Genomic DNA, 20879 nt, shown 5'->3' with positions numbered 1-20879 from the left:
CAAATGCCAAGCAGGATGCGGGCTCTGCCCGCATCCTTTCCGCCTGTCCGTATCCGGAGGAGATGATATGGCCGTCAGCCCGACAACCATGGCCGCCGTGCGCGCAAGCGGCGCAATTCCGAATGCGGAATATCTCTTGAGCGCCGAGGGCGTTCGCAAGGAATTTCCTGGTGTCATCGCGCTTGACGACGTCCAGTTCCGGCTGAAACGGGCCTCCGTGCATGCGCTGATGGGCGAAAACGGCGCCGGCAAATCGACGCTGATGAAGATTCTGGCCGGCATCTACACGCCCGACAAGGGCGATATCCGCCTGAAAGGGGTCGAGATACGTCTGAAATCTCCGCTCGATGCGCTAGAGAACGGTATTGCCATGATCCATCAGGAACTGAACCTGATGCCATTCATGACAGTCGCGGAAAACATCTGGATTCGCCGCGAGCCCAAGAACCGTTTCGGCTTCGTCGATCACGGCGTGATGCATCGCATGACCGAAGAACTGTTTGACCGGCTCAATATCGCGATCGATCCCGATATCGAGGTCCGGTACCTTTCGGTCGCCAACCGGCAGATGGTCGAGATCGCCAAGGCGGTTTCCTACAATTCCGATGTCCTCATCATGGACGAACCGACCTCTGCGCTGACCGAGCGTGAAGTCGAGCATCTTTTCCGTATCATCCGCGATCTGAGAGCTCAGGGTATCGGCATCGTCTACATCACCCATAAGATGAATGAGCTCTTCGAGATCGCCGACGAGTTTTCCGTCTTCCGCGACGGCCGCTATATCGGCACGCATGCCTCGACCGAGGTCACTCGCGACGACATCATCCGCATGATGGTCGGGCGCGAAATCACCCAGATGTTCCCCAAGGAAGAGGTGCCGATCGGCGAGGTCGTGCTCTCCGTCAAGGATCTCTGCCTCAACAAGGTTTTCCGCGACGTTTCCTTTGACGTGAGAGCCGGCGAGATTCTCGGCGTGGCCGGTCTTGTCGGCTCCGGACGGTCGAACGTCGCTGAAACGCTTTTCGGGGTGACCCCGGCAAGCTCCGGCTCGATCGAGCTTTTCGGCAAGCCGGTGACGATCTCCTCGCCGACCGAGGCTATCCGCCACCAGATGGCGTTCCTGACAGAGGACCGGAAAGATACGGGGTGCTTGCTAATCCTCGATATTCTGGAGAATATGCAGATCGCCGTCCTGCAGGACAGATTTGTCAAGGCCGGCTTCGTGCAGCAGGGTGCCATCGAGGCGACCTGTGAAGACATGGCGAAAAGGCTGCGCGTGAAAACGCCCAATCTTTACGAGCGCGTCGAGAATCTCTCGGGCGGCAATCAGCAGAAGGTGCTGATCGGGCGCTGGCTGCTCACCCATCCGAAGATTCTGATCCTCGATGAGCCGACGCGCGGCATCGATGTCGGCGCCAAGGCGGAAATTCACCGGCTGGTCACCGAAATGGCGCGTAACGGCGTCGCGATCATCATGATCTCGTCGGAGATGCCGGAAGTGCTCGGCATGAGCGACCGCATCATGGTCATGCATGAAGGGCGCGTGACCGGTTTCCTCAATCGCGATGAAGCAACGCAGATCAAGGTGATGGAACTGGCTGCGCAGTGATGCGCGCCTGCGATCACTCAAGGGAGGTTTGACATGAATACTACGGCAGCAGAGAGTCCGGCTCCGCTCGCAACCCGGCCAAGGCGGCGGCGCATGCCGCCGGAGCTCAGCATCTTCCTCGTGCTTGTCGGCATCGCGCTGGTCTATGAGGTGCTGGGCTGGCTGTTCATCGGCCAGAGCTTCCTCCTGAATTCACAGCGCCTGACGATCATGATCCTGCAGGTCTCCGTCATCGGTATCATCGCCGTCGGCGTCACCCAGGTCATCATCACCGGCGGCATCGATCTTTCGTCGGGCTCGGTCGTCGGCATGACAGCGATGATCGCGACGAGCTTTGCCCAGTCCTCCACTTGGGGTCGGGCCGTTTTTCCCTCGCTGACAGACCTGCCGGCGCTCGTACCGATCATGATCGGCCTGTTGATCGGGGCGGTCGCCGGCCTCATAAACGGCTCGCTTATCGCCTACACGAAAATCCCGCCGTTCATCGCGACGCTCGGCATGTTCGTGTCGGCGAGAGGTGTTGCGAAGTGGTATACCAAGGGGCAGCCGGTTTCCGGGATTACCGAACAGTTCCATTTCATCGGAACCAAGGCATGGCCGGTCGTCGTCTTTCTCGTTGTCGCGATGATCTTCCATATTGCGCTGCGCTACACGCGCTACGGAAAGTTCACCTATGCGATCGGCGCGAATCCACAGGCCGCGCGCGTTTCCGGCATCAATATCGAGGCACATCTCGTCAAGGTCTACGTAATCGCCGGATTGCTTGCTGGTCTTGCCGGTATCGTCACCGCGGCGCGCGCAGAAACCGCGCAGGCCAGCATGGGTGTCGGGTATGAACTCGATGCGATCGCTGCGACCGTCATCGGCGGTACCTCGCTCACTGGCGGTGTCGGGCGCATCACCGGTACAGTCATCGGCACCGTCATCCTCGGTGTCATGACCTCCGGCTTCACTTTCCTCAGGATCGATGCCTACTACCAAGAGATCGTCAAAGGCGTCATCATCGTCGCGGCAGTGGTCGTCGACGTCTACAGACAGAAGAAGCGCACCAAGCACTGAACCGGAAAGGGGCCTCGGCCCCTGTTTATGGAGAATGGTAGGGATCACAATGAGGGCCGGATATCTCCAGGTGGCTCGTGAGTTTCTGGCGATCCCCGAGAATCATCTTGTGAAGAATATCGGCCGGGTAGAAGAGCGCGATTTCCAGCCCCTCAGCGAGTGCGTGATGGGTCGGTTCGGGCAGTTCTTCCTCACTTATACGCGCTTCAAAAACGGCAAGCAGGAAGGCAAAGGTTTCGCCTTTCGGTGAAACAAACCTTTTTCGCTCGAGTTCGATCAGATCGACGTCATCCAAAGGACACGCCAATCTCCTCCGATATCTCGCGGCGAAATGCGATTGAAAAATCCTCGCCTTCTTCAACCGTTCCACCCGGTAGAGACCAGCCCGCGTGCATGCCGCTTCTCTTCGCGAGCACGATTTGACCTCTGGCATTGTGGATGATGCCGATCGCTCCGCCCAACGCCCGACGGGAAAAGTGCTTGTGTTTCTGCGCCTTAAAATCGGCTTCCGGCAAGGGCTGGTCTGCCGCCGTCAGCTTGGCATCCGGGTATTGTCGAACAAATGCCTGGAAAACTTCGTCAATCATCTGGTTCTTTCAGATCATTGGCAGAAAAGACATTCTGCGATGATTGAGCCTGCGGAACGGGGTATGCAAGGTATCTGCGGCGCCGCCCTTTTGCACCGCAAAATTGCATGATTTCCACATTGCGCATTTGTAAAAAAATAGGTGGCGCTTTCCGCCAGCTTTTCTATTCTTGCCGCTTCGATCCGCCCGTTCGGGCAGCGCAGGAAAGCAGATGCAACTCGTATTCGACGGCCATAACGACGTTCTCCTTCGACTCTGGTCCCATGCGAAAGACGGAAATGATCCTGTCGCGGAATTCGCTGACGGTACGACTGCAGGCCATATAGACGCTCCGCGGTCAAAGGCCGGCGGACTGGCTGGTGGTCTTTGCGCCATCTACATTCCCTCGGGTGATCTGGTTTTTGCCGATCCTGATGCCAACGGCCATTATGCGACACCGCTCGCGACTCCTCTCGATCCGCTGCCTTCGCTCGCCATCGCCACTGAAATGGCGGCGATTGCGCTGAGGCTCGATCACGCCGGCGCCTGGCGTCTCTGCCGCTCGGTGAAGGATATCCGCAAGGCAATGGCCGACGGCATCTTCGCCGCGGTCATGCATATCGAAGGATGTGAGGCTATTGGGGCCGATCTTGCCGCGCTCGAGATCTTTTATGCCGCCGGTTTGCGTTCGCTCGGCCCGGTCTGGAGCCGGCACAATATCTTCGGTCATGGCGTACCCTTTGCCTTCCCGAGTTCGCCGGATACCGCGCCGGGCCTGACGGAAGCTGGCTTCGCGCTGGTGCGCGAGTGCAACCGCCTCGGCATCATGATCGACCTTGCCCATATTACCGAGAAAGGTTTCTGGGATGTCGAGAAGGCGAGCGACCAGCCGCTTGTTGCCAGCCATTCCAATGCGCACGCTTTGACGCCCGTCGCCCGCAATCTCACCGACAGGCAGCTCGATGCGATCCGCGAGCGCCGTGGCCTCGTTGGCGTAAATTATGCGACGGCTATGCTGCGTCCGGACGGCCGCTCCGATGCGGACACGCCGCTTTCCGACATGATCCGCCATATCGACTATCTGGTGAACCGCGTCGGAATCGATTGCGTAGCGCTCGGTTCGGACTTTGACGGCGCGACGATCCCGGAGGAAATCGGCGATGCCGCGGGTAATCAGAAGCTGATTGCCGCTCTCCGGCAAGCTGGCTATGGTGCGGAGGAATTGACGAAAATGGCCAGCGAAAACTGGCTTCGCATCTTGGCTAAGGCGTGGAGGGAAGAGGACGCTTAAAGCCAAATAAGACTTTGTAATCAATCAAGAACAGGGGAACAGACCATGATGATTACCAAACTGAACCGCAGCTTCCGCCTTCTTTCCGCCGGGGCTGCCCTTTCGCTCCTGACAGTGGCAGCACCTGCTGCCTTTGCAGAGACGCCGAAGGACACGCTCGTCGAAGGCTTCGCCATCGACGACATTATCTCGATGGACCCGGGCGAGGCTTTCGAGCTTTCGACAGCTGAGGTCACCAGCAACACCTATAGCCTTCTCGTCCGCCTCGACATGAACGACACATCGAAGGTCAAAGGCGACCTCGCCGACAGCTGGACCGTTTCCGATGACGGCCTGACCTATACGTTCAAGCTGAAGCCTGGTCTGAAGTTTGCTTCTGGCAACCCGATCACCGCTGAAGATGTTGCCTGGTCCTTCGAGCGTGCCGTCAAGCTCGATAAGAGCCCGGCCTTCATCCTCACCCAGTTCGGTCTGACCGGCGGCAACGTCACTGAAAAGGCAAAGGCCGTCGATCCCACGACTTTCACCTTCACCGTCGATAAGCCATACGCACCGAGCTTCGTGCTGAACTGCCTGACGGCGACCGTCGCTTCCGTCGTCGACAAGAAGCTGGTCATGGACCATGTGAAGTCCGTTACCGTCGATGCCGACCACAAGTACGACAACGACTTTGGCAATGAATGGCTGAAGACGAATTATGCCGGCTCCGGCGCCTATAAGCTGCGTGAATGGCGCGCCAATGAAGTCGTCGTCATGGAGCGCAACGACAACTATTACGGTGAGAAGGCAAAGCTTAACCGCGTCATTTACCGCTACATGAAGGAAAGTTCTGCCCAGCGCCTGGCGCTCGAAGCCGGCGATATCGACATTGCCCGTAACCTCGAGCCGGGCGACCTCGATGCCGTTTCCAAGAACGCGGATCTGGCGACCACGAATGCACCAAAGAGCACGATTTATTATGTCAGCCTCAACAGCAAGAACGAGAATCTGAAGAAGCCTGAGGTACAGGAAGCCTTCAAATATCTCGTCGACTATGACGCGATCGGTGCAACCCTCATCAAGGGTATCGGCGAGATTCATCAGACCTTCCTGCCGACCGGTCAGCTCGGCGCCCTGAACGACAATCCTTATAAACTTGACGTTGCCAAGGCAAAGGAACTGCTCGCCAAGGCCGGCCTGCCGGATGGCTTCTCGGTCACCATGGATGTGCGTAACACGCAGCCGGTCACCGGCATTGCCGAGTCGATGCAGCAGACGCTCGCCCAGGCCGGCGTAAAGATGGAAATCATTCCCGGTGACGGCAAGCAGACGCTGACCAAGTACCGCGCCCGTACGCACGACATGTATATCGGCCAGTGGGGCTCGGATTATTTCGACCCGAACTCCAATGCGGATACATTCACCTCCAATCCGGACAATTCCGATGCCGGCACGGTAAAGACGCTTGCATGGCGCAATACTTGGGAAGCACCTGAGCTCGACAAGGAGACGAAGGCTGCGTTGCTCGAACGCGACGCTGCAAAGCGCGCCGCCATGTACGAGGATGTCCAGAAGAAGTTCCTGGCCGACAGCCCCTTCGTCATCATCTTCCAGCAGATCGAAGTGGCCGGATATCGCAAGAACCTCAAGGATTTCAAACTGGGGCCGAGCTTCGATACGAACTATGTAGGTCCGATCTCGAAGTGATGAGCCGGCTAGGCTGATCCAGTGAGTATCGTCGAAACAAGACAGGAGGCGCGGCCCCGCAAGGGCCGTGCAGTTTCCTTTGCGAAGGCGGTTGGGCGTTTTTTCTTTGCCGCCGTAACCACCTATCTCGGCCTTCTGGCTGTTACCTTCTTCATCGGTCGCGTCGTACCGATCGATCCCGTGCTCGCCATTCTCGGCGATCGCGCGCCAACCCATGTGGTGGAACGCGTACGCCACGAAATGGGCTTCGACCTGCCGCTCTACGAGCAGTTCTATATCTACCTGAAAGGCATTCTCTCCGGCGATTTCGGCAATTCGGTGCTGACCACCAATCCGGTCATGGTCGATATTCGCCGCGTCTTCCCGGCGACGCTGGAGCTTGCGACCGTCGGCACGATCATCGGATCGGTCATCGGCGTGCCGCTCGGTGTGCTGGCAGCTGTGCGCCGCGGCAGCATCGCCGATCAGATCGTGCGCGTCATCGGCCTCGTCGGTTATTCGGTGCCGATCTTCTGGCTGGCTCTGATCTCGCTCGTCATCTTCTATGCGCAGCTGCGCTGGGTAGCCTTTCCCGGCCGCATCGACATCGTCTACGAATACAGTTTCACGCCGGTCACCGGTTTTTACCTGCTCGACAGCGCGTGGCAGGGGCAGTGGGACGTCTTTTATGACGTCTTCCGCCATATCATCCTGCCGGCCTCGCTGCTCGGCTATTTCTCACTTGCCTATATCAGCCGCATGACCCGCAGCTTCATGCTGAATGAGCTGTCGCAGGAATATGTGGTTGCCGCGCGCGCCAAGGGGCTTTCGGAAACGCGGGTGATTTGGGGCCATGCGCTAAGGAATGCCGCGGTGCCGCTGGTGACCGTCATTGCGCTTTCCTACGCTGGCCTGCTCGAAGGTTCCGTTCTGACCGAGACAGTCTTCTCCTGGCCCGGAATCGGCCTTTACATCACCAATTCGCTGCAAAGCGCCGATATGAACGCCGTGCTCGGCGGCACGATCGTCATCGGCACGGTCTTTGTCGGCATCAACCTCATCTCCGATCTTCTCTATCGGATACTTGACCCGAGGACGCGCAACCGATGACGGTTCCGACCACGCTTTCTACACCTATGAGCCGCCGCGATTGGCTGCTGTCAGACCGACCGCAGTCGCGCATGCAGGCGAGACTCGGCCGCGCCTATGTCACATGGCGGCAGTTTACCGCCAACCGGCTTGCTGTCGTCGGGCTGCTGATCATCGTGGCATTGCTGCTGATTGCCGCCTTTGCCGACGTCATCGCCACGCATAATCCCGTTGTCGGCGATCTCAAAAATGCGCGCCTGTTGCCGCCTGGCAGTGCCGGCTATCTGCTCGGCACTGACGATCAGGGCCGCGATATCTTCTCGCGCCTCGTTTACGGCTCGCGGCTGACGCTGCTCGTCGTGGTGCTGGTCGCCATCATCTCGGCGCCGATCGGTCTCATCGTCGGCACGGTATCGGGCTATGCCGGCGGATGGGTGGATGCGACGCTGATGCGCATCACCGATATCTTCCTCGCTTTCCCGAAGCTGGTGCTGGCGCTTGCCTTCGTCGCAGCACTCGGCCCCGGCATCCAGAACGCCATCATCGCCATTGCGATCACTTCCTGGCCGCCCTATGCGCGTATCGCGCGCGCCGAGACGCTGACAGTTCGCCGTTCCGATTACATCTCGGCGGTCAAGCTGATGGGCGCCTCTCCGCTGCGCATCATCGTGCGCCATATCATGCCGCTCTGCATCTCCTCGCTGATCGTGCGGGTGACGCTCGACATGGCGGGCATCATCCTGACGGCAGCCGGCCTCGGCTTCCTCGGCCTCGGCGCGCAGCCGCCGCTGCCGGAATGGGGCGCGATGATCGCCTCCGGCCGCCGCTTCATCCTCGACCAATGGTGGGTTGCGGCCATGCCCGGTGTCGCCATCCTCATCGTCAGCCTCGGCTTCAACCTTCTAGGTGATGGTCTGCGCGATGCGCTCGATCCGAAGGAGGCCGGTCAATGAGTTCGCTTCTGACTGTGAAGAACCTTCGTGTCAGCTATCCGACCCGCACTGGTGTCATCGAGGCCGTGCGCGGTGTTTCCTTCACACTCGGCAAGGAACGCCTCGGCATCGTCGGAGAATCCGGTTCAGGCAAATCGCAGACCGGTCGCGCCATCATGGGCCTGACGCCGAAACATGGCATCGTTACCGCTGATACGCTCGATTTCAGCGGCATCGATCTCCTGAAGGCCTCGGCTTCGGAACGGCGCAGGCTGCGCGGCAAACGTATCGCCATGATCCTGCAGGATCCGAAATATTCGCTCGATCCGGTCATGACCATCGGCAAGCAGATCTGCGAAACGCTGCGCACCCATGAGAAGGTCGGCAAAGGCGAGGCGCGTGACCGTGCGTTTTCCATGCTGGAGGCCGTGCAGATCCGTGATCCCGGTCGGGTCTTCGATCTCTACCCACATGAGGTTTCAGGCGGCATGGGCCAGCGCGCGATGATTGCCATGATGCTGATCGCCGGTCCGGAGCTGCTGATCGCCGACGAGCCGACATCCGCGCTCGATGTCACGGTTCAGCTCGATGTTCTCAGGATCATGGACCGGTTGGTATCCCAGCGCGGCATGGGCCTGATCTTCGTATCCCACGATTTGAGGCTCGTCTCCTCCTTCTGCGACCGTGTCATCGTCATGTATGCCGGGCGCATTGTCGAGGAGATCGCAGCATCCGAGCTTCGAAATGCGAAACATCCCTATACACAAGGCCTGCTCAATTGCATGCCGCAGATTGGTGAAAACAGGCATCCGCTGCCGGTTCTCGACCGCAAGCCGGAGTGGGCTGCATGAGTACGGCGTTATCTGTCGAACATCTCTGCGTCGTCTACGACCATTTTTACGCGCTGAAAGAGGTCAGCGTTTCCATTGAAAGTGGCGAATCCTTCGGCCTCGTCGGTGAATCCGGTTCGGGCAAGTCGACGCTGCTGCGGGCTGTCGCCGGGCTTGCGCCCGTCAGCGAGGGGACGGTCCGCGTTCATGGTGAGGCTGTAAAAGGTTCGAAGCGCAGCAAGGGCTTTTATCGAAGCGTTCAGATGGTCTTTCAAGACCCCTACGGTTCGCTGCATCCCCGCCAGACCGTTGACCGGCTGCTTCTTGAACCACTCGTGATCCACGGCATCGGTGACAGCGAAAAGCGCATTGCTCGTGCGCTTGATGAGGTAGGCCTTGGCAATGGCTTCCGCTTCCGCTATCCGCATCAGCTTTCCGGCGGCCAGAGACAGCGTGTGGCGATCGCCCGCGCGTTGATCGTCGAACCATCGATCCTGTTACTCGACGAGCCAACATCCGCGCTCGATGCCTCTGTCCAAGCTGAAGTTCTCAACCTTCTGGAACAGATCCGCCGCGACCGGAAACTGACCTTCGTCATGGTCAGTCATGATCTCGGCGTTGTCACCCATATGTGCGAGAGGCTTGCCGTGATGCGAGGGGGTGCTGTTGTTGAGCGGCTGACATCGGCCGAACTTGCAGGCGGCAAGGTTCATGAAGAGTATACGAGAAATCTCATGATCGCGAGCAAGGGATTCGTGAAGGCTTGAAAGTCAATGTTTTCAAGCTTTTGAAAAACCTCGTGCGGCGCGGCGTTAAGGATAACGCTTCCCTAAAACACGACCATTCGACTAGACTATTGACAGCTGCCTTAGTTCTGTCATGATCCCGTTAACGACCGTTAGCTTTCGTGATCGATGGAGGTTGAGGCATGTTCTTTCTCGGTGGGATGACCATGGGTTACCTCGATCCTCCTGTTAATGCCGATCGGAGGGAAACTACCTCCGTGAAAATACCGGCGGAAAAGGATCGCCGGTTGCTCGAAACATCCCCCAACGCACCCCAGAACGACTGTGCCATCGAGCGTTCCTGGATCTGGGCATGGCGCACGCTCTGCTGAGTACAAGTTTGGTTGGATTTTCTTTTCCATCTGCTCTGGACGGAAATTTATCTCTACCTACTTGATAGGGTATATAAGAAAATAAAAGCGAGTTGGTAGACCAGCCGCACACAAACAGACGGAGGCGACACATGGCAAATTTGGGTATGTCGAATACTCACGTGAACCAGTACGGATCCGTACCGGCGAAGAAGCCGGTCACCACGCGGCACAGAATTCAGACCGCGATCCATGCAACGTTTTTTACGGCGGCTTTCCTTTTCGTCGTCGCAATGGTCTTCGGCCTCGTCAGCTGATGCCGATGTGTATCGGGCGCTAACTTGTGGCGCTCGCCTGATCAATCGTTTCCCTGTCTGGAAAATTGGGGTGCAACAGCATTCTCCTGACGCTTTGGTGTCCAATTTGGAGAATGCTCAGGGGCGCACCCTGCGGTGATGGTCGGGTACCCCGATCCTCCTCACGAACCCTATTCCACGCAATCCAGCTTATCCGGAAAGTAGGCGTGAAGCGCTGATAACGCTGTCCATGCCGTGGATGCCATCCGTGCACTTTTTCATGCCGGCAGGCTGGACAACTTAGAAATAGTTCTCGCGACTTGAATTATCGTAAGCCTGTCCAACTTTCCCGAATGGCTTCGAAGGGAGGGAGCGGGCATCCGTGACCTCGCGAAATCACGGCATGAATATGGGTGGTCCCCTGCAGCAATGCTCTCGGCGCGCACCTTATTTTGTTTTCGCTGATCTCAATGAGGATCGTTCCGTTCATACGAGAGGCGTCACAAGCGGTGCAGAAAGCCCGTACAAATTCAATAATTTCGTCTGGATCCAGAACCGAATCTATGTCCATTGCCAATCCTCCTCCGAGCCTGCCCCGCGAGTCTGAGAAGAAGCAGATCGACTACGGTGATTCGATCCGATCAACCTATCTGTCCAATGAGGACATCAGGGCCGTGGGTGAAAGCGTCGCTTGTCGCACGGTGAGCGAGTTGCCGGGTTTCGCACCGTTCGATTTCTTCGCGCGCCATAGGGAGAACGAGAAGGAAATCCTGCGCGTCTACCGCACGACCGCGGCCGACGTCGAGGCCGGGGGGACAATCACGCCAGCCGCCGAATGGCTGTTGGACAACCATTACATCGTTGAAGAAGCTATCCAGGAGATCCGTCGTGACTTCCCGCGCCGCTTTTATCGTGAACTGCCCTTGACTGATATCGGCGATGTTGAGGTTCCGCGAACGCTTGCGCTGGCCTGGCTCTATGTCGCCCATACCCACAGCACCACCTCGCAGGAAAGCCTGACTGCACTCGTCGACGGCTTCCAGCAGCATGAGACGCTGAGAATCGGTGAGTTATGGGCTCTGCCGTCTCTGGTGCGGTACGTGCTGGTCGAGAACCTTCGCCGTATTTCAAGCCGTGTCGAGCGCAGCCGTCACATGCGCCGCCGCGCCAATGAGGCTGCCGACGAGCTAATCCGCTTGGCCGATACCGCAAAGGCTGCCGCCTATTTGGAGACCCTGGAAGAGCTTGCTGCGGACAACACATTCTCTACGCAGTTCCTCTACCGCTTGCGCGATGGCTCGCAGACTTCAAGCCAAGCGATCTCCTGGTTGGATCAGCGTTTGGAGCGGCTCGGGCGCGATAGCGAGGAAGCGACGATGACGGAGCATGGCCGCCTCTCCGCCGGCAACGTCACAATGGGCAACATCGTCAGGAGTCTACGTGAGATCAACGACGCGGAGTGGTCGGTGTGGGTCGAGCAGGTCAGCCATGTCGACAGGCTGCTCTGGAACCAATCCGACTACGGCGATCTCGATCCCGGTTCGCGCAATAGCTATCGTAAACAGATCGAAAAGCTGGCGAGGCGCTCGCCGTTGAGCGAGGTGCAAATCGCGCAGCTTGCCGTCGACATGGTGGCCGAGGTCCATCATTCTGGCGAGGCGCAACCGCGAGAACCCAATATCGGCTGCTTCATTATGGGCGCTGAACGCCCGAAGCTTGAAGCGCGCGCGGATTACCATCCAACGCCGGCGCAGCATGTCATCCGCGCGGTACGGAAGTTGAATTGGATGGCGATCGCCGTTCCGGTCGTGCTGATCACGATCATCGCCATGCTGGTCGTCGGCGGGTTCATGGTTGGTGCCGGCATGAGGCCGATCGAAATCGCTCTGCTGCTCATCCTATTTTCGCTGCCGGCCTCCGAGGGCGCGAGCGGCCTCTTCAACACCGTGCTTTCTTTTTTCGTCACGCCGGTGCGGCTCGTCGGTTATGAATTCAAGCGGGGCATCCCGGAGACCGCGCGCACACTTGTCGCCGTACCTTGTCTGATTTGCAATCGTGACAGTGTCGACGAGATGGTGCGCAATCTCGAGGTTCATTATCTCGCCAATCCACGTGGCGAAATCTATTTTGCATTGCTCGGCGACTGGCCGGACAGCGATATGGAAGAAAGCTCTGCTGATCTGGAGGTGCTGGAATATGCGCGCCGGGAGATTGCCAATCTATCGGCTCGCTATGCCTATGACGGTACGGTGCGCTTCCATCTCCTGCATCGCCGTCGCCTCTACAATCCATCCGAGGGTGTGTGGATGGGCTGGGAGCGCAAACGCGGCAAACTGCACGAGCTGAACCTGCTGCTGCGGGGCGACCGCGACACGACCTACCTGCCAAGCGCCAATACCGTACCTATCGGCGTCAAGTACGTCATGACGCTCGACGCCGATACCCGCCTGATGCGCGATACCGTTACCAAACTGGTCGGCAAGCTCTATCACCCGATCAACCGCCCGGTCATCAATCCGGATACTGGCCGAGTCGAAAGCGGCTATGGCATTTTGCAGCCGCGCGTGACGCCGTCGCTGACGACAGGCAAGGATGCTTCTGTCTTCCAGCGTGTCTTTTCGATCAACCGCGGTCTCGACCCCTATGTCTTCACAGTTTCGGATGTCTATCAGGACCTTGTCGGCGAAGGCACGTTCACCGGCAAGGGCCTCTATCATGTCGATGCCTTCGAGGCTTCACTGAAAGGTCGCATCGAGGAGAATTCGGTACTCAGTCACGATCTTCTCGAAGGGTCTATGGCGCGCTGCGCGCTCGTCACCGACCTTGAACTCATAGAGGATTTTCCTGTCCGCTATGAGGTTGAGGCTTCGCGGCAGCATCGCTGGGCTCGTGGCGACTGGCAGCTCCTGCCTTACATGCTCAATCCGAAACACCGGGTCACCGCGCTTGCGCGCTGGAAGATGTTCGATAATCTGCGCCGATCGCTGACACCGATCGCCTGGTTCTTCGCTTCCGTGCTCGGTTGGTGTCTGATGGAGCCGTCTGGCGCGCTGATCTGGCAGATCCTGCTGATCTTCTGCCTGTTCGTGGCCCCCACCCTGTCGCTTATCAAGGGCATCATTCCGCGCCGCAGCGATATCGTCGCTAGCGCCCATCTTCACACCGTCTGGCTGGATATTTCAGCGGCCAATGCGCAGGTGGCGCTGCGGATTGTCTTCATTGCCGACGCTGCCTGCATGATGGCCGATGCGATCGGCCGTTCGCTGTACCGTCTGTTCGTTAGCCATAAGCTGCTGTTGCAATGGCGCACCGCTGCCAGCGTCGGCGCCGGCAAGCAGGGTACAATCCTTTCCTATTATCGGACGATGTGGCATGCGCCGGTTCTGGCGATCCTTTCGGTTGCCGTTGCGGCACTGTCAGGCAACGATGCCTTCCTGGTTGGTGTTCCTTTCGCGCTATTATGGATCTGTTCGCCTGCCGTCGCCTGGTATGTGAGCCAGTCGGCAGAGACGGAAGATCGGCTTGACGTGTCCGAAGTCGTCTCCGGAGAGCTTCGCAAGATTGCGCGCCGCACCTGGCGCTATTTCGAGACCTTCACGACGGCGGAGCAGAACTACCTGCCGCCCGACAACGTTCAGGAAACGCCTCACATCATCGTGGCGACGCGCACATCGCCGACCAATATCGGCGTCTATCTGCTGTCGGTCGTTTCCGGCCGGCAGTTCGGGTGGTTCTCTTTTGAGGAAGCCATCGAGAGGCTGGAGAAGACCATCACGACGATCGATCGTATGGAGAAATTCCGTGGCCACCTCTTCAACTGGTATCACACGGACACGCTGCAGACACTTGGCCCCCGCTACGTCTCGGCCGTCGACAGTGGCAACCTTGCCGGCCACCTGATTGCCATTTCCTCAGCGTGCCGCAATTGGGCAGAAGCGCCCTCCGCGCATATCCAAGGCAATCTCGATGGCGTCGGCGATACGGCCGGTATCCTCGGCGAAGTACTGGCAGATCTTCCCGATGATCGCAAAACGGTGCGTCCTTTGCGCCGGCGCCTGGAAGAGCGCATTGCCGGCTTCCAGAATGCGCTTGTTGCGGTCAAGCGCGAGCATGAATTCGCCTCCATCCGAGTCATCAACCTTGCAGTCCTGGCACGCGACGTTCAGAAGCTCGCCGGCAATCTGCATCACGAGGTGAAATCCAAGCAGACGGAAGAAGTCACACTCTGGGCCGCCTCGCTGGTTAAAATCTGCGAGGCGCATATCTCGGACAGCACTTTCGACCTGTCGAATATCGATGATTTGCGCCCGCGGCTGATTGCGCTTCGCGACAAGGCACGCGATCTCGCCTTCTCGATGGATTTCGGCTTCCTCTACCGTGCGGAGCGCCGGCTGCTGTCGATCGGCTACCGTGTGGAAAGTGGTGATCTCGATGCGGCTTGCTACGACCTTCTCGCGTCTGAATGCCGTCTCACGTCGCTCTTCGGTATCGCGAAGGGCGACCTGCCGACGGAGCATTGGTACAAACTCGGCCGCCAAGTGGTGCCGGTCGGTTCGCGTGGGGCGCTGGTTTCCTGGTCCGGTTCGATGTTCGAATATCTGATGCCTTCGCTCGTCATCCAGGAGCGTGGCGGAGGCATTCTTAACCAGACCAACAATCTCGTCATCGTCGAGCAGATGAACTATGGCCGTAAGCTTGGTACGCCTTGGGGCATCTCGGAAGCGGCGTTCAATGCCCGCGATCATAACCTCAACTATCAGTACACGAACTTCGGTGTGCCGACGCTCGGCCTGAAGCGTGGTCTCGGCCACAATGCCGTTATCGCGCCCTATGCCTCACTGCTCGCCAGCCAATATTATCCCGAGGCGTCGCTTGAAAACCTGCAGAAACTTCGCAAGCTCGGCGCACTTGGTAAGTTCGGTTTCCATGACGCGGTCGATTTCACACCGACGCGCGTGCCTGAAGGCAAACAATGTGCTGTCGTCTACAACTACTATGCTCACCACCACGGCATGTCGATTGCTGCCGTCGCCAATGTCGCGTTCAACGGTTGTTTGCGTGAGCTCTTCCACTCCGATCCCGTCATCGAAGCGGCTGAACTGCTGCTTCAGGAAAAGGCTCCGCGCGATATCCCGATCATGAGCGGCAGGGACCAGTCCCACACGCCTGCTGCCATTCAGGATGAGCTGATGCGACCTGTCATCCGCACGATAGCCGATCCAGCGTCGCACGACCGCGCTCTCGTTTTCCTGTCCAACGGTCACTATTCCGTCATGCTAACGGCGACCGGTGCAGGTTACGCCCGCTGGAACGGTCTTTCCGTTTCCCGCTGGAAACCAGATCCGACCGAGGATCGCTGGGGCAATTTCATCTTCCTACGCGACGTGATGACCAATGAATGGTGGTCGGCGACATCGGAGCCGAAGAGTGTCGAGGGTGAGACGGTCAGAGTGGAATTCGCTGACGAGAAGGCCGTCTTCAACAAGGTGCTCGGTGAGCTCTCGAGCGAGGTCGAATGCATCGTCGCAACCGAACATGATGCGGAAGCCCGTCGCCTGACGCTGTTCAACCTGGGGGCGGAAGACCGTTTCATTGAAGTGACCTCCTATCTCGAACCGGTCATAACTTCCGATGATACGGACAATGCACATCCGGCATTCGCCCGCATGTTCGTCAAGACGGAGATCGACAAGCGTGGCGACGTCATCCGCGCCGAGCGCAACAAACGCGATCCGAATGAACCGAATATGAGCATTGCGCATCTGGTCGTCGATAGTGCCGGTGATACACGTCCTACAGAATTCGAAACCGAGCGGCGCAAGTTCCTCGGCCGCGGCCGTAACCTCGCAAATGCCGCCGCGTTCGATCCGGGCGCGAGACTTTCGGGCACTGATGGCTTCACGCTGGATCCTGTGCTGTCGCTTCGCCGAACCGTCCGCGTCCCGGCCGGAAAGAAAGTCAGCGTGATTTTCTGGACGATCGCAGCCCCGAGCCGTGCAGAGGTGGACAAGGCCGTCGATCGCTATCGTCATCCGGATGCTTTCAACCATGAGATCATCCAGGCTTGGACGCGCACGCAGGTGCAGATGCGCCATGTCGGCGTCAGCTCGCAGCAGGCGGCCGCCTTCCAGCATCTCGGCCGCTATCTCGTCTATCCGGATATGCAGCTTCGTGGCGATCAAACCGTTGTCCGAGCCGGCATGCAATCGCAGTCGGCGCTCTGGCCGCTGGCGATTTCGGGCGATTTCCCGATCTTCACGCTGCGCATTGACGACGACATGGATCTCGAAATCGCCCGCGAAGCGTTGTTGGCGCAGGAGTATCTGCGTTCACGCGGCGTAGCCGCAGATCTCGTTATCATGAACGAACGAGCTTCATCCTATGCGCAAGATATGCAGCATGCGCTGGACGCCATGTGCGAAACCGTGCGCCGTATGGGCCAGGCCGACGGCTTACGCCAGCATATTTTCGCAGTCCGCAAGGATTTGATGGAAGAGAGCACCTATCAGGCGCTGATCGCCGCCTCCCGCGTCACGTTGCATGCCAGGAATGGCAAGGTCATCGATCAGATCAACCGCGCTGTTTCGTTCTTTTCCTTGGGCAATGAGGCGCCGGACGATATGGAAAAGGCCGAGCGCTCGGCGATGCCGGTCAAACGGATAGCGCCTTTGCCGGCCCCAGCGCTCAAGACTGTCGCTATAGAGGAGGACGACCTCGACTTCTGGAATGGTATCGGCGGCTTTTCTCGTGACGGCCGTGAATATGTCGTGCGTCTACCGGGCGGCGATGCCACTCCGCAGCCATGGATCAATGTTATCTCCAACGAGCGGTTTGGCTTTCACGTATCGGCGGAAGGTGCCGGTTTCACGTGGAGCGTCAATTCACGCGATTACCAGCTCACCTCCTGGTCAAACGATGCGGTAATCAATCGACCTGGGGAGGCACTGTATATAGCGGATCTCCAGAGCGGTGCGGTCATGACCCCATTTGCGGTGTTGTCGCGCCGCAACGACATCCGCTTCGACGCGCGCCACGGTCTCGGCTATTCCATCTTCTCAAGTATTCAACATGAGATTGCGCTGGAGGTCACGCAGACGGTGCATGGCGAGAAGTCTGTGAAGATGCAGCGTCTGCATCTGCGGAACGACGGCCCGGCAAGGCGCAGCCTCCGGATTTATGGCTATGTCGAATGGATTCTCGGTAACAATCCGCAGAAGACTGCATCCTTTGTCCTCTCGAAGCGCGATGAGGAAACCGGTGCGCTGTTTGCAACCAATCCCTACAGTATCGATTATTCTGGCCGTACAGCCTTTTTCGCCGCGAGCGAGACAATCTCCGGCTTCTCGTCGAGCCGCCGCGAATTCATCGGCAAGACCGGCTCAATTCAGATGCCCGTCGCAGTGATGTCGGTAGCAGCGCTCTCAGGTTCCACGGACCTCGATGGCGATCCGGCGGCGATCCTCACTGTCGATATCGAACTCGGCGTGAACGAAGAGCGCGACGTCATCTTTTTTCTTGGCGATGCACCAACGGAAGAAGAGGCGCGCGCTATGCTGGCTGATATTCGCAACAGCTCGTTCGATGACGCTGTGCAGACGAATCGCGCCTTCTGGCAGGACTTCACCGGCAAGCTGCAGATATCGACGCCGGATCAGGGCATGAACAATCTCGTCAATACCTGGCTGCCCTATCAGAGCCTTGGCTGCCGCATCATGGCCCGCTCTGCCTTCTATCAGGCAAGCGGTGCCTTTGGTTTCCGTGATCAGCTGCAGGATACGCTCGCCTTCGTGCTGCAGGAGCCTGCGCTTGCACGGCGCCAGATCATTAATGCCGCCTCGCGCCAGTTCCGTGAGGGCGACGTGCAGCATTGGTGGCTGCCGGGAACGGGCGCCGGTGTGCGCACCATGATTTCCGACGATGTCGTCTGGCTCGCCTATGCCATCGATCATTATTGCAGCGTCAGCGGCGACAAGAGCGTGCTTGATGAGCAGCTTCCCTTCCTCGAAGGCCCCGCCCTTTTGGAGAGCCAGCACGACTTCTTCTACAAGCCGGAGATTTCGGAAGATACCGTCAGCATCTATGAGCATGCGGCGCTGGCACTCGATCTCGCCATCACCCGCAAGGGCAAGAACGGCCTTCCGCTCTTCCTCGGCGGCGACTGGAACGACGGCATGAACCGCGTCGGCATCGATGGCAAGGGCACGAGCGTCTGGCTCGGCTGGTTCCTTGCCGGTACGCTACGCTCTTTCATTCCCTATGCCGAGGAGCGGGGCGACCGGACCCGCGCCAAACGCTGGAAGACCCACCTCGTCGAACTCAAGAAGTCGCTGGAAAGCACTGCCTGGGATGGTGGACATTATCGTCGCGGCACGTTCGATGACGGTACGCCGCTCGGCTCAAAGGAAAACCTGGAATGCCTGATCGATTCGATCGCTCAGTCCTGGAGTGTGCTCTCGGGTGAGGGCGATCCGGAGCGGGCTGCCAAAGCGATGGATGCGGTGCTCGCCGAATTGGTGGACGAGGAGGCGCGGATCGTCCGCCTCTTCACGCCGCCTTTTGAGAAGTCACTAAAGGATCCGGGCTATATCAAGGCCTATCCGCCGGGCGTTCGCGAGAATGGTGGCCAATATACACATGCCGCGACCTGGGTGGTCATGGCACTGGCGGAGATGAAACGCGGCGATGATGCACTGCGCTGCTTCCAGATGCTCAACCCGATCACCCATTCGCTCGACAAGGCAGCGGCCGAGAAATATCGCGTCGAACCCTATGTCGTGGCGGCCGATGTCTATGGGCACGAACCCTATATCGGGCGCGGCGGCTGGACCTGGTACACGGGATCGGCCGGCTGGCTTTACCGTGCGGCAGTCGAAGGCATTCTCGGTACCCGGCTAAAGGGTGGAAAACTTTTTGTTGATCCGTCGCTGCCTTCCAATTGGGACGGGTTTGCGGCAGAGATTGAGCAGGCCGGAAACAAATACCGCATTTCGGTCTCAAAAGCGTCCAACGCTCAAGGCTACACTCTGTCCGTCAACGGCAGCGAAGTCGCCGATCCAAAAGAGGGGTATCCGGTCGGATAACAGCGTTCTCCACGCTGAATGTCCGGCGATTCGCACGGCCAGAGGGGGGGAACCCTTTTGGCCGGCGTAGCGTTTGCAAAATCGGATGACAGGAGAGACACGATGGCAAGCTTGCCGACCAAGGCCATTGGAGCACAAGGACGCTCCATCTCAGTGGCGGCGCCAAAGCGTGATACGAGACTCGATGTATTACGTGGGCTCGCACTCATCACAATCTTCATCAATCACGTTCCCGGACAGATTTTCGAATATATTACCACGAAGAATTTCGGCTTTTCCGACGCCGCTGAAGCCTTCGTGCTGATTTCGGGCATTGCGGTCGGTCTCGCTTACGGCTCGCGCTTCGAGCCCGGCAGGCGGCTGGAGATAGCGATCAAGGCAGCAAAGCGTGCCTTCACGCTCTATCTGGCACATATGATCACCACCTTCGTGACGCTGGCGCTCTTCATTTGCGGTGCCTGGTTGTTCCACCGGCCGGGGCTGTTGGTCGAGATCAATATTCTGGCGGTGCTAATGAACCTGAAGGAGGGCATTCCGGCCCTGCTGCTGCTCGGCCATCAGATCGGCTACAACAATATCCTTCCGATGTATGGCGCGTTGATGCTGATGGTACCGCTGATCCTGCTCCTGAACGAGAAGAGTACGCTGTTGGCGCTGGCTGTATCCGGCACCGTCTGGCTGATTGCCGGCATCTATCAGATCGCGCCGCAGAACATGCTGCTCGAGGGAGATTGGTTCCTCAACCCCTTCTCCTGGCAGTTCCTGTTCACGATCGGCATCGTCTCGATAATGCATGTCAAGCGCGGTGGCAAGCTTCCACGCCATCCGGTGCTCTTTGCGCTGGCATTGGCCTATGTCATCGTCTCGTTCGTCTGGGTCACGGCCCAGCTATGGGATATAGGAAACTATCTTGCCGCGCTCGGTCTACCGGCGGTGCTGACCGGTTTTGACAAGACCTTCCTGTCGCTGCCGCGCCTTCTGCATGTGCTGGCCCTCACCTATCTGGTGATCAATATTCCGGCGATATCGCAGGCTTTCCGCCGCCCGGCCGACCATCCGCTGACAATCCTCGGCCGACACTCGCTCAATATCTTCGTTGCCGGCACTATCCTTGCGATGGTAGGCCAGGTGCTGCTCTACATCACCAATCGCGATCAGGTCATCGGCCCGCTCTTCGTGCTTGTGGGTATCGCCGCCCAGTTCGCCTATGCCTATCATCTCGAATACAAGAGAGAGCAGGAAAAGGCTCGGCCCCTTGCCGTCGGGGCCATTCCGGTGGCGGTCCATGCCAGCAGAGCGACCGACACCTACGGCCAGGGCAAACGCAAATAGGCAAGAGCTTGCTTTGAGGCTTAATCTCGTCCTA

General features: G+C 58.6%; 14 protein-coding genes. 12 read left to right on the top strand and 2 right to left on the bottom strand.

The features are described 5' to 3' along the window. Window positions 1–67 precede the first annotated feature (67 nt). Complete coding sequence (locus EV281_RS21440) at window positions 68–1609, top strand: sugar ABC transporter ATP-binding protein (protein WP_132656016.1); 1542 nt, start codon at window positions 68–70, stop codon at window positions 1607–1609. 33 nt (window positions 1610–1642) lie between these two features. Beyond that, window positions 1643–2668, top strand: coding sequence for an ABC transporter permease (locus EV281_RS21435; protein WP_132656014.1), 1026 nt, complete (start codon window positions 1643–1645; stop codon window positions 2666–2668). Window positions 2669–2693: 25 nt separating this feature from the next. Here EV281_RS21435 and EV281_RS21430 read toward each other — a convergent pair whose 3' ends face one another. Next, complete coding sequence (locus EV281_RS21430) at window positions 2694–2963, bottom strand: hypothetical protein (RefSeq protein ID WP_132656012.1); 270 nt, start codon at window positions 2961–2963, stop codon at window positions 2694–2696. Then, the gene (locus EV281_RS21425; RefSeq protein WP_132656010.1) at window positions 2956–3255 is read right to left on the bottom strand and encodes an NUDIX hydrolase; all 300 of its coding nucleotides are present in this window, start codon (window positions 3253–3255) and stop codon (window positions 2956–2958) included. Before EV281_RS21425 ends, EV281_RS21430 begins: the two co-directional genes overlap by 8 nt. 211 nt (window positions 3256–3466) lie before the next feature. On the opposite strand from EV281_RS21425, the gene EV281_RS21420 reads away from it, so the two are divergent. From EV281_RS21420 to opgC, 10 genes are all read left to right on the top strand, one after another. Continuing rightward, a complete protein-coding gene (locus EV281_RS21420) occupies window positions 3467–4525 on the top strand; it encodes a dipeptidase (protein ID WP_132656008.1) in 1059 nt (352 codons plus the stop codon). 45 nt (window positions 4526–4570) lie between these two features. After that, a complete protein-coding gene (locus EV281_RS21415; RefSeq protein ID WP_132656006.1) occupies window positions 4571–6211 on the top strand; it encodes an ABC transporter substrate-binding protein in 1641 nt (546 codons plus the stop codon). A gap of 21 nt (window positions 6212–6232) precedes the next feature. Beyond that, window positions 6233–7300 (top strand): ABC transporter permease, encoded by a 1068-nt coding sequence (locus EV281_RS21410; protein ID WP_132656004.1) that lies wholly within the window; start codon window positions 6233–6235, stop codon window positions 7298–7300. After that, a complete protein-coding gene (nikC, locus tag EV281_RS21405) occupies window positions 7297–8232 on the top strand; it encodes a nickel transporter permease (protein ID WP_132656002.1) in 936 nt (311 codons plus the stop codon). Before EV281_RS21410 ends, nikC begins: the two co-directional genes overlap by 4 nt. Then, entirely contained in the window at window positions 8229–9062 is an 834-nt protein-coding gene (locus EV281_RS21400) for an ABC transporter ATP-binding protein (protein ID WP_132656000.1), read from the top strand. Before nikC ends, EV281_RS21400 begins: the two co-directional genes overlap by 4 nt. After that, window positions 9059–9808, top strand: a complete 750-nt coding sequence (locus tag EV281_RS21395) for an ABC transporter ATP-binding protein (protein WP_132655998.1) — start codon at window positions 9059–9061, stop codon at window positions 9806–9808. Before EV281_RS21400 ends, EV281_RS21395 begins: the two co-directional genes overlap by 4 nt. Window positions 9809–9969: 161 nt before the next feature. Then, complete coding sequence (locus EV281_RS31760) at window positions 9970–10158, top strand: hypothetical protein (RefSeq protein WP_132655996.1); 189 nt, start codon at window positions 9970–9972, stop codon at window positions 10156–10158. Window positions 10159–10289: 131 nt separating this feature from the next. Further along, window positions 10290–10454: a hypothetical protein gene (locus EV281_RS31245; RefSeq protein WP_165911939.1), complete on the top strand. Its 165-nt coding sequence runs from the start codon at window positions 10290–10292 to the stop codon at window positions 10452–10454. 542 nt (window positions 10455–10996) lie between these two features. Then, on the top strand, window positions 10997–19513 hold the full coding sequence (locus EV281_RS21385) for a glucoamylase family protein (RefSeq protein WP_132655994.1): 8517 nt from the start codon (window positions 10997–10999) through the stop codon (window positions 19511–19513). Between the two features lie 102 nt (window positions 19514–19615). Continuing rightward, window positions 19616–20845, top strand: coding sequence for an OpgC domain-containing protein (opgC, locus tag EV281_RS21380; RefSeq protein WP_132655992.1), 1230 nt, complete (start codon window positions 19616–19618; stop codon window positions 20843–20845). Window positions 20846–20879: the final 34 nt, after the last annotated feature.

The organism is Rhizobium sp. BK418 (assembly GCF_004341105.1).
Taxonomy (GTDB): Bacteria; Pseudomonadota; Alphaproteobacteria; order Rhizobiales; family Rhizobiaceae; genus Rhizobium.
This window is presented reverse-complemented; position numbering and strand designations above follow the sequence as displayed.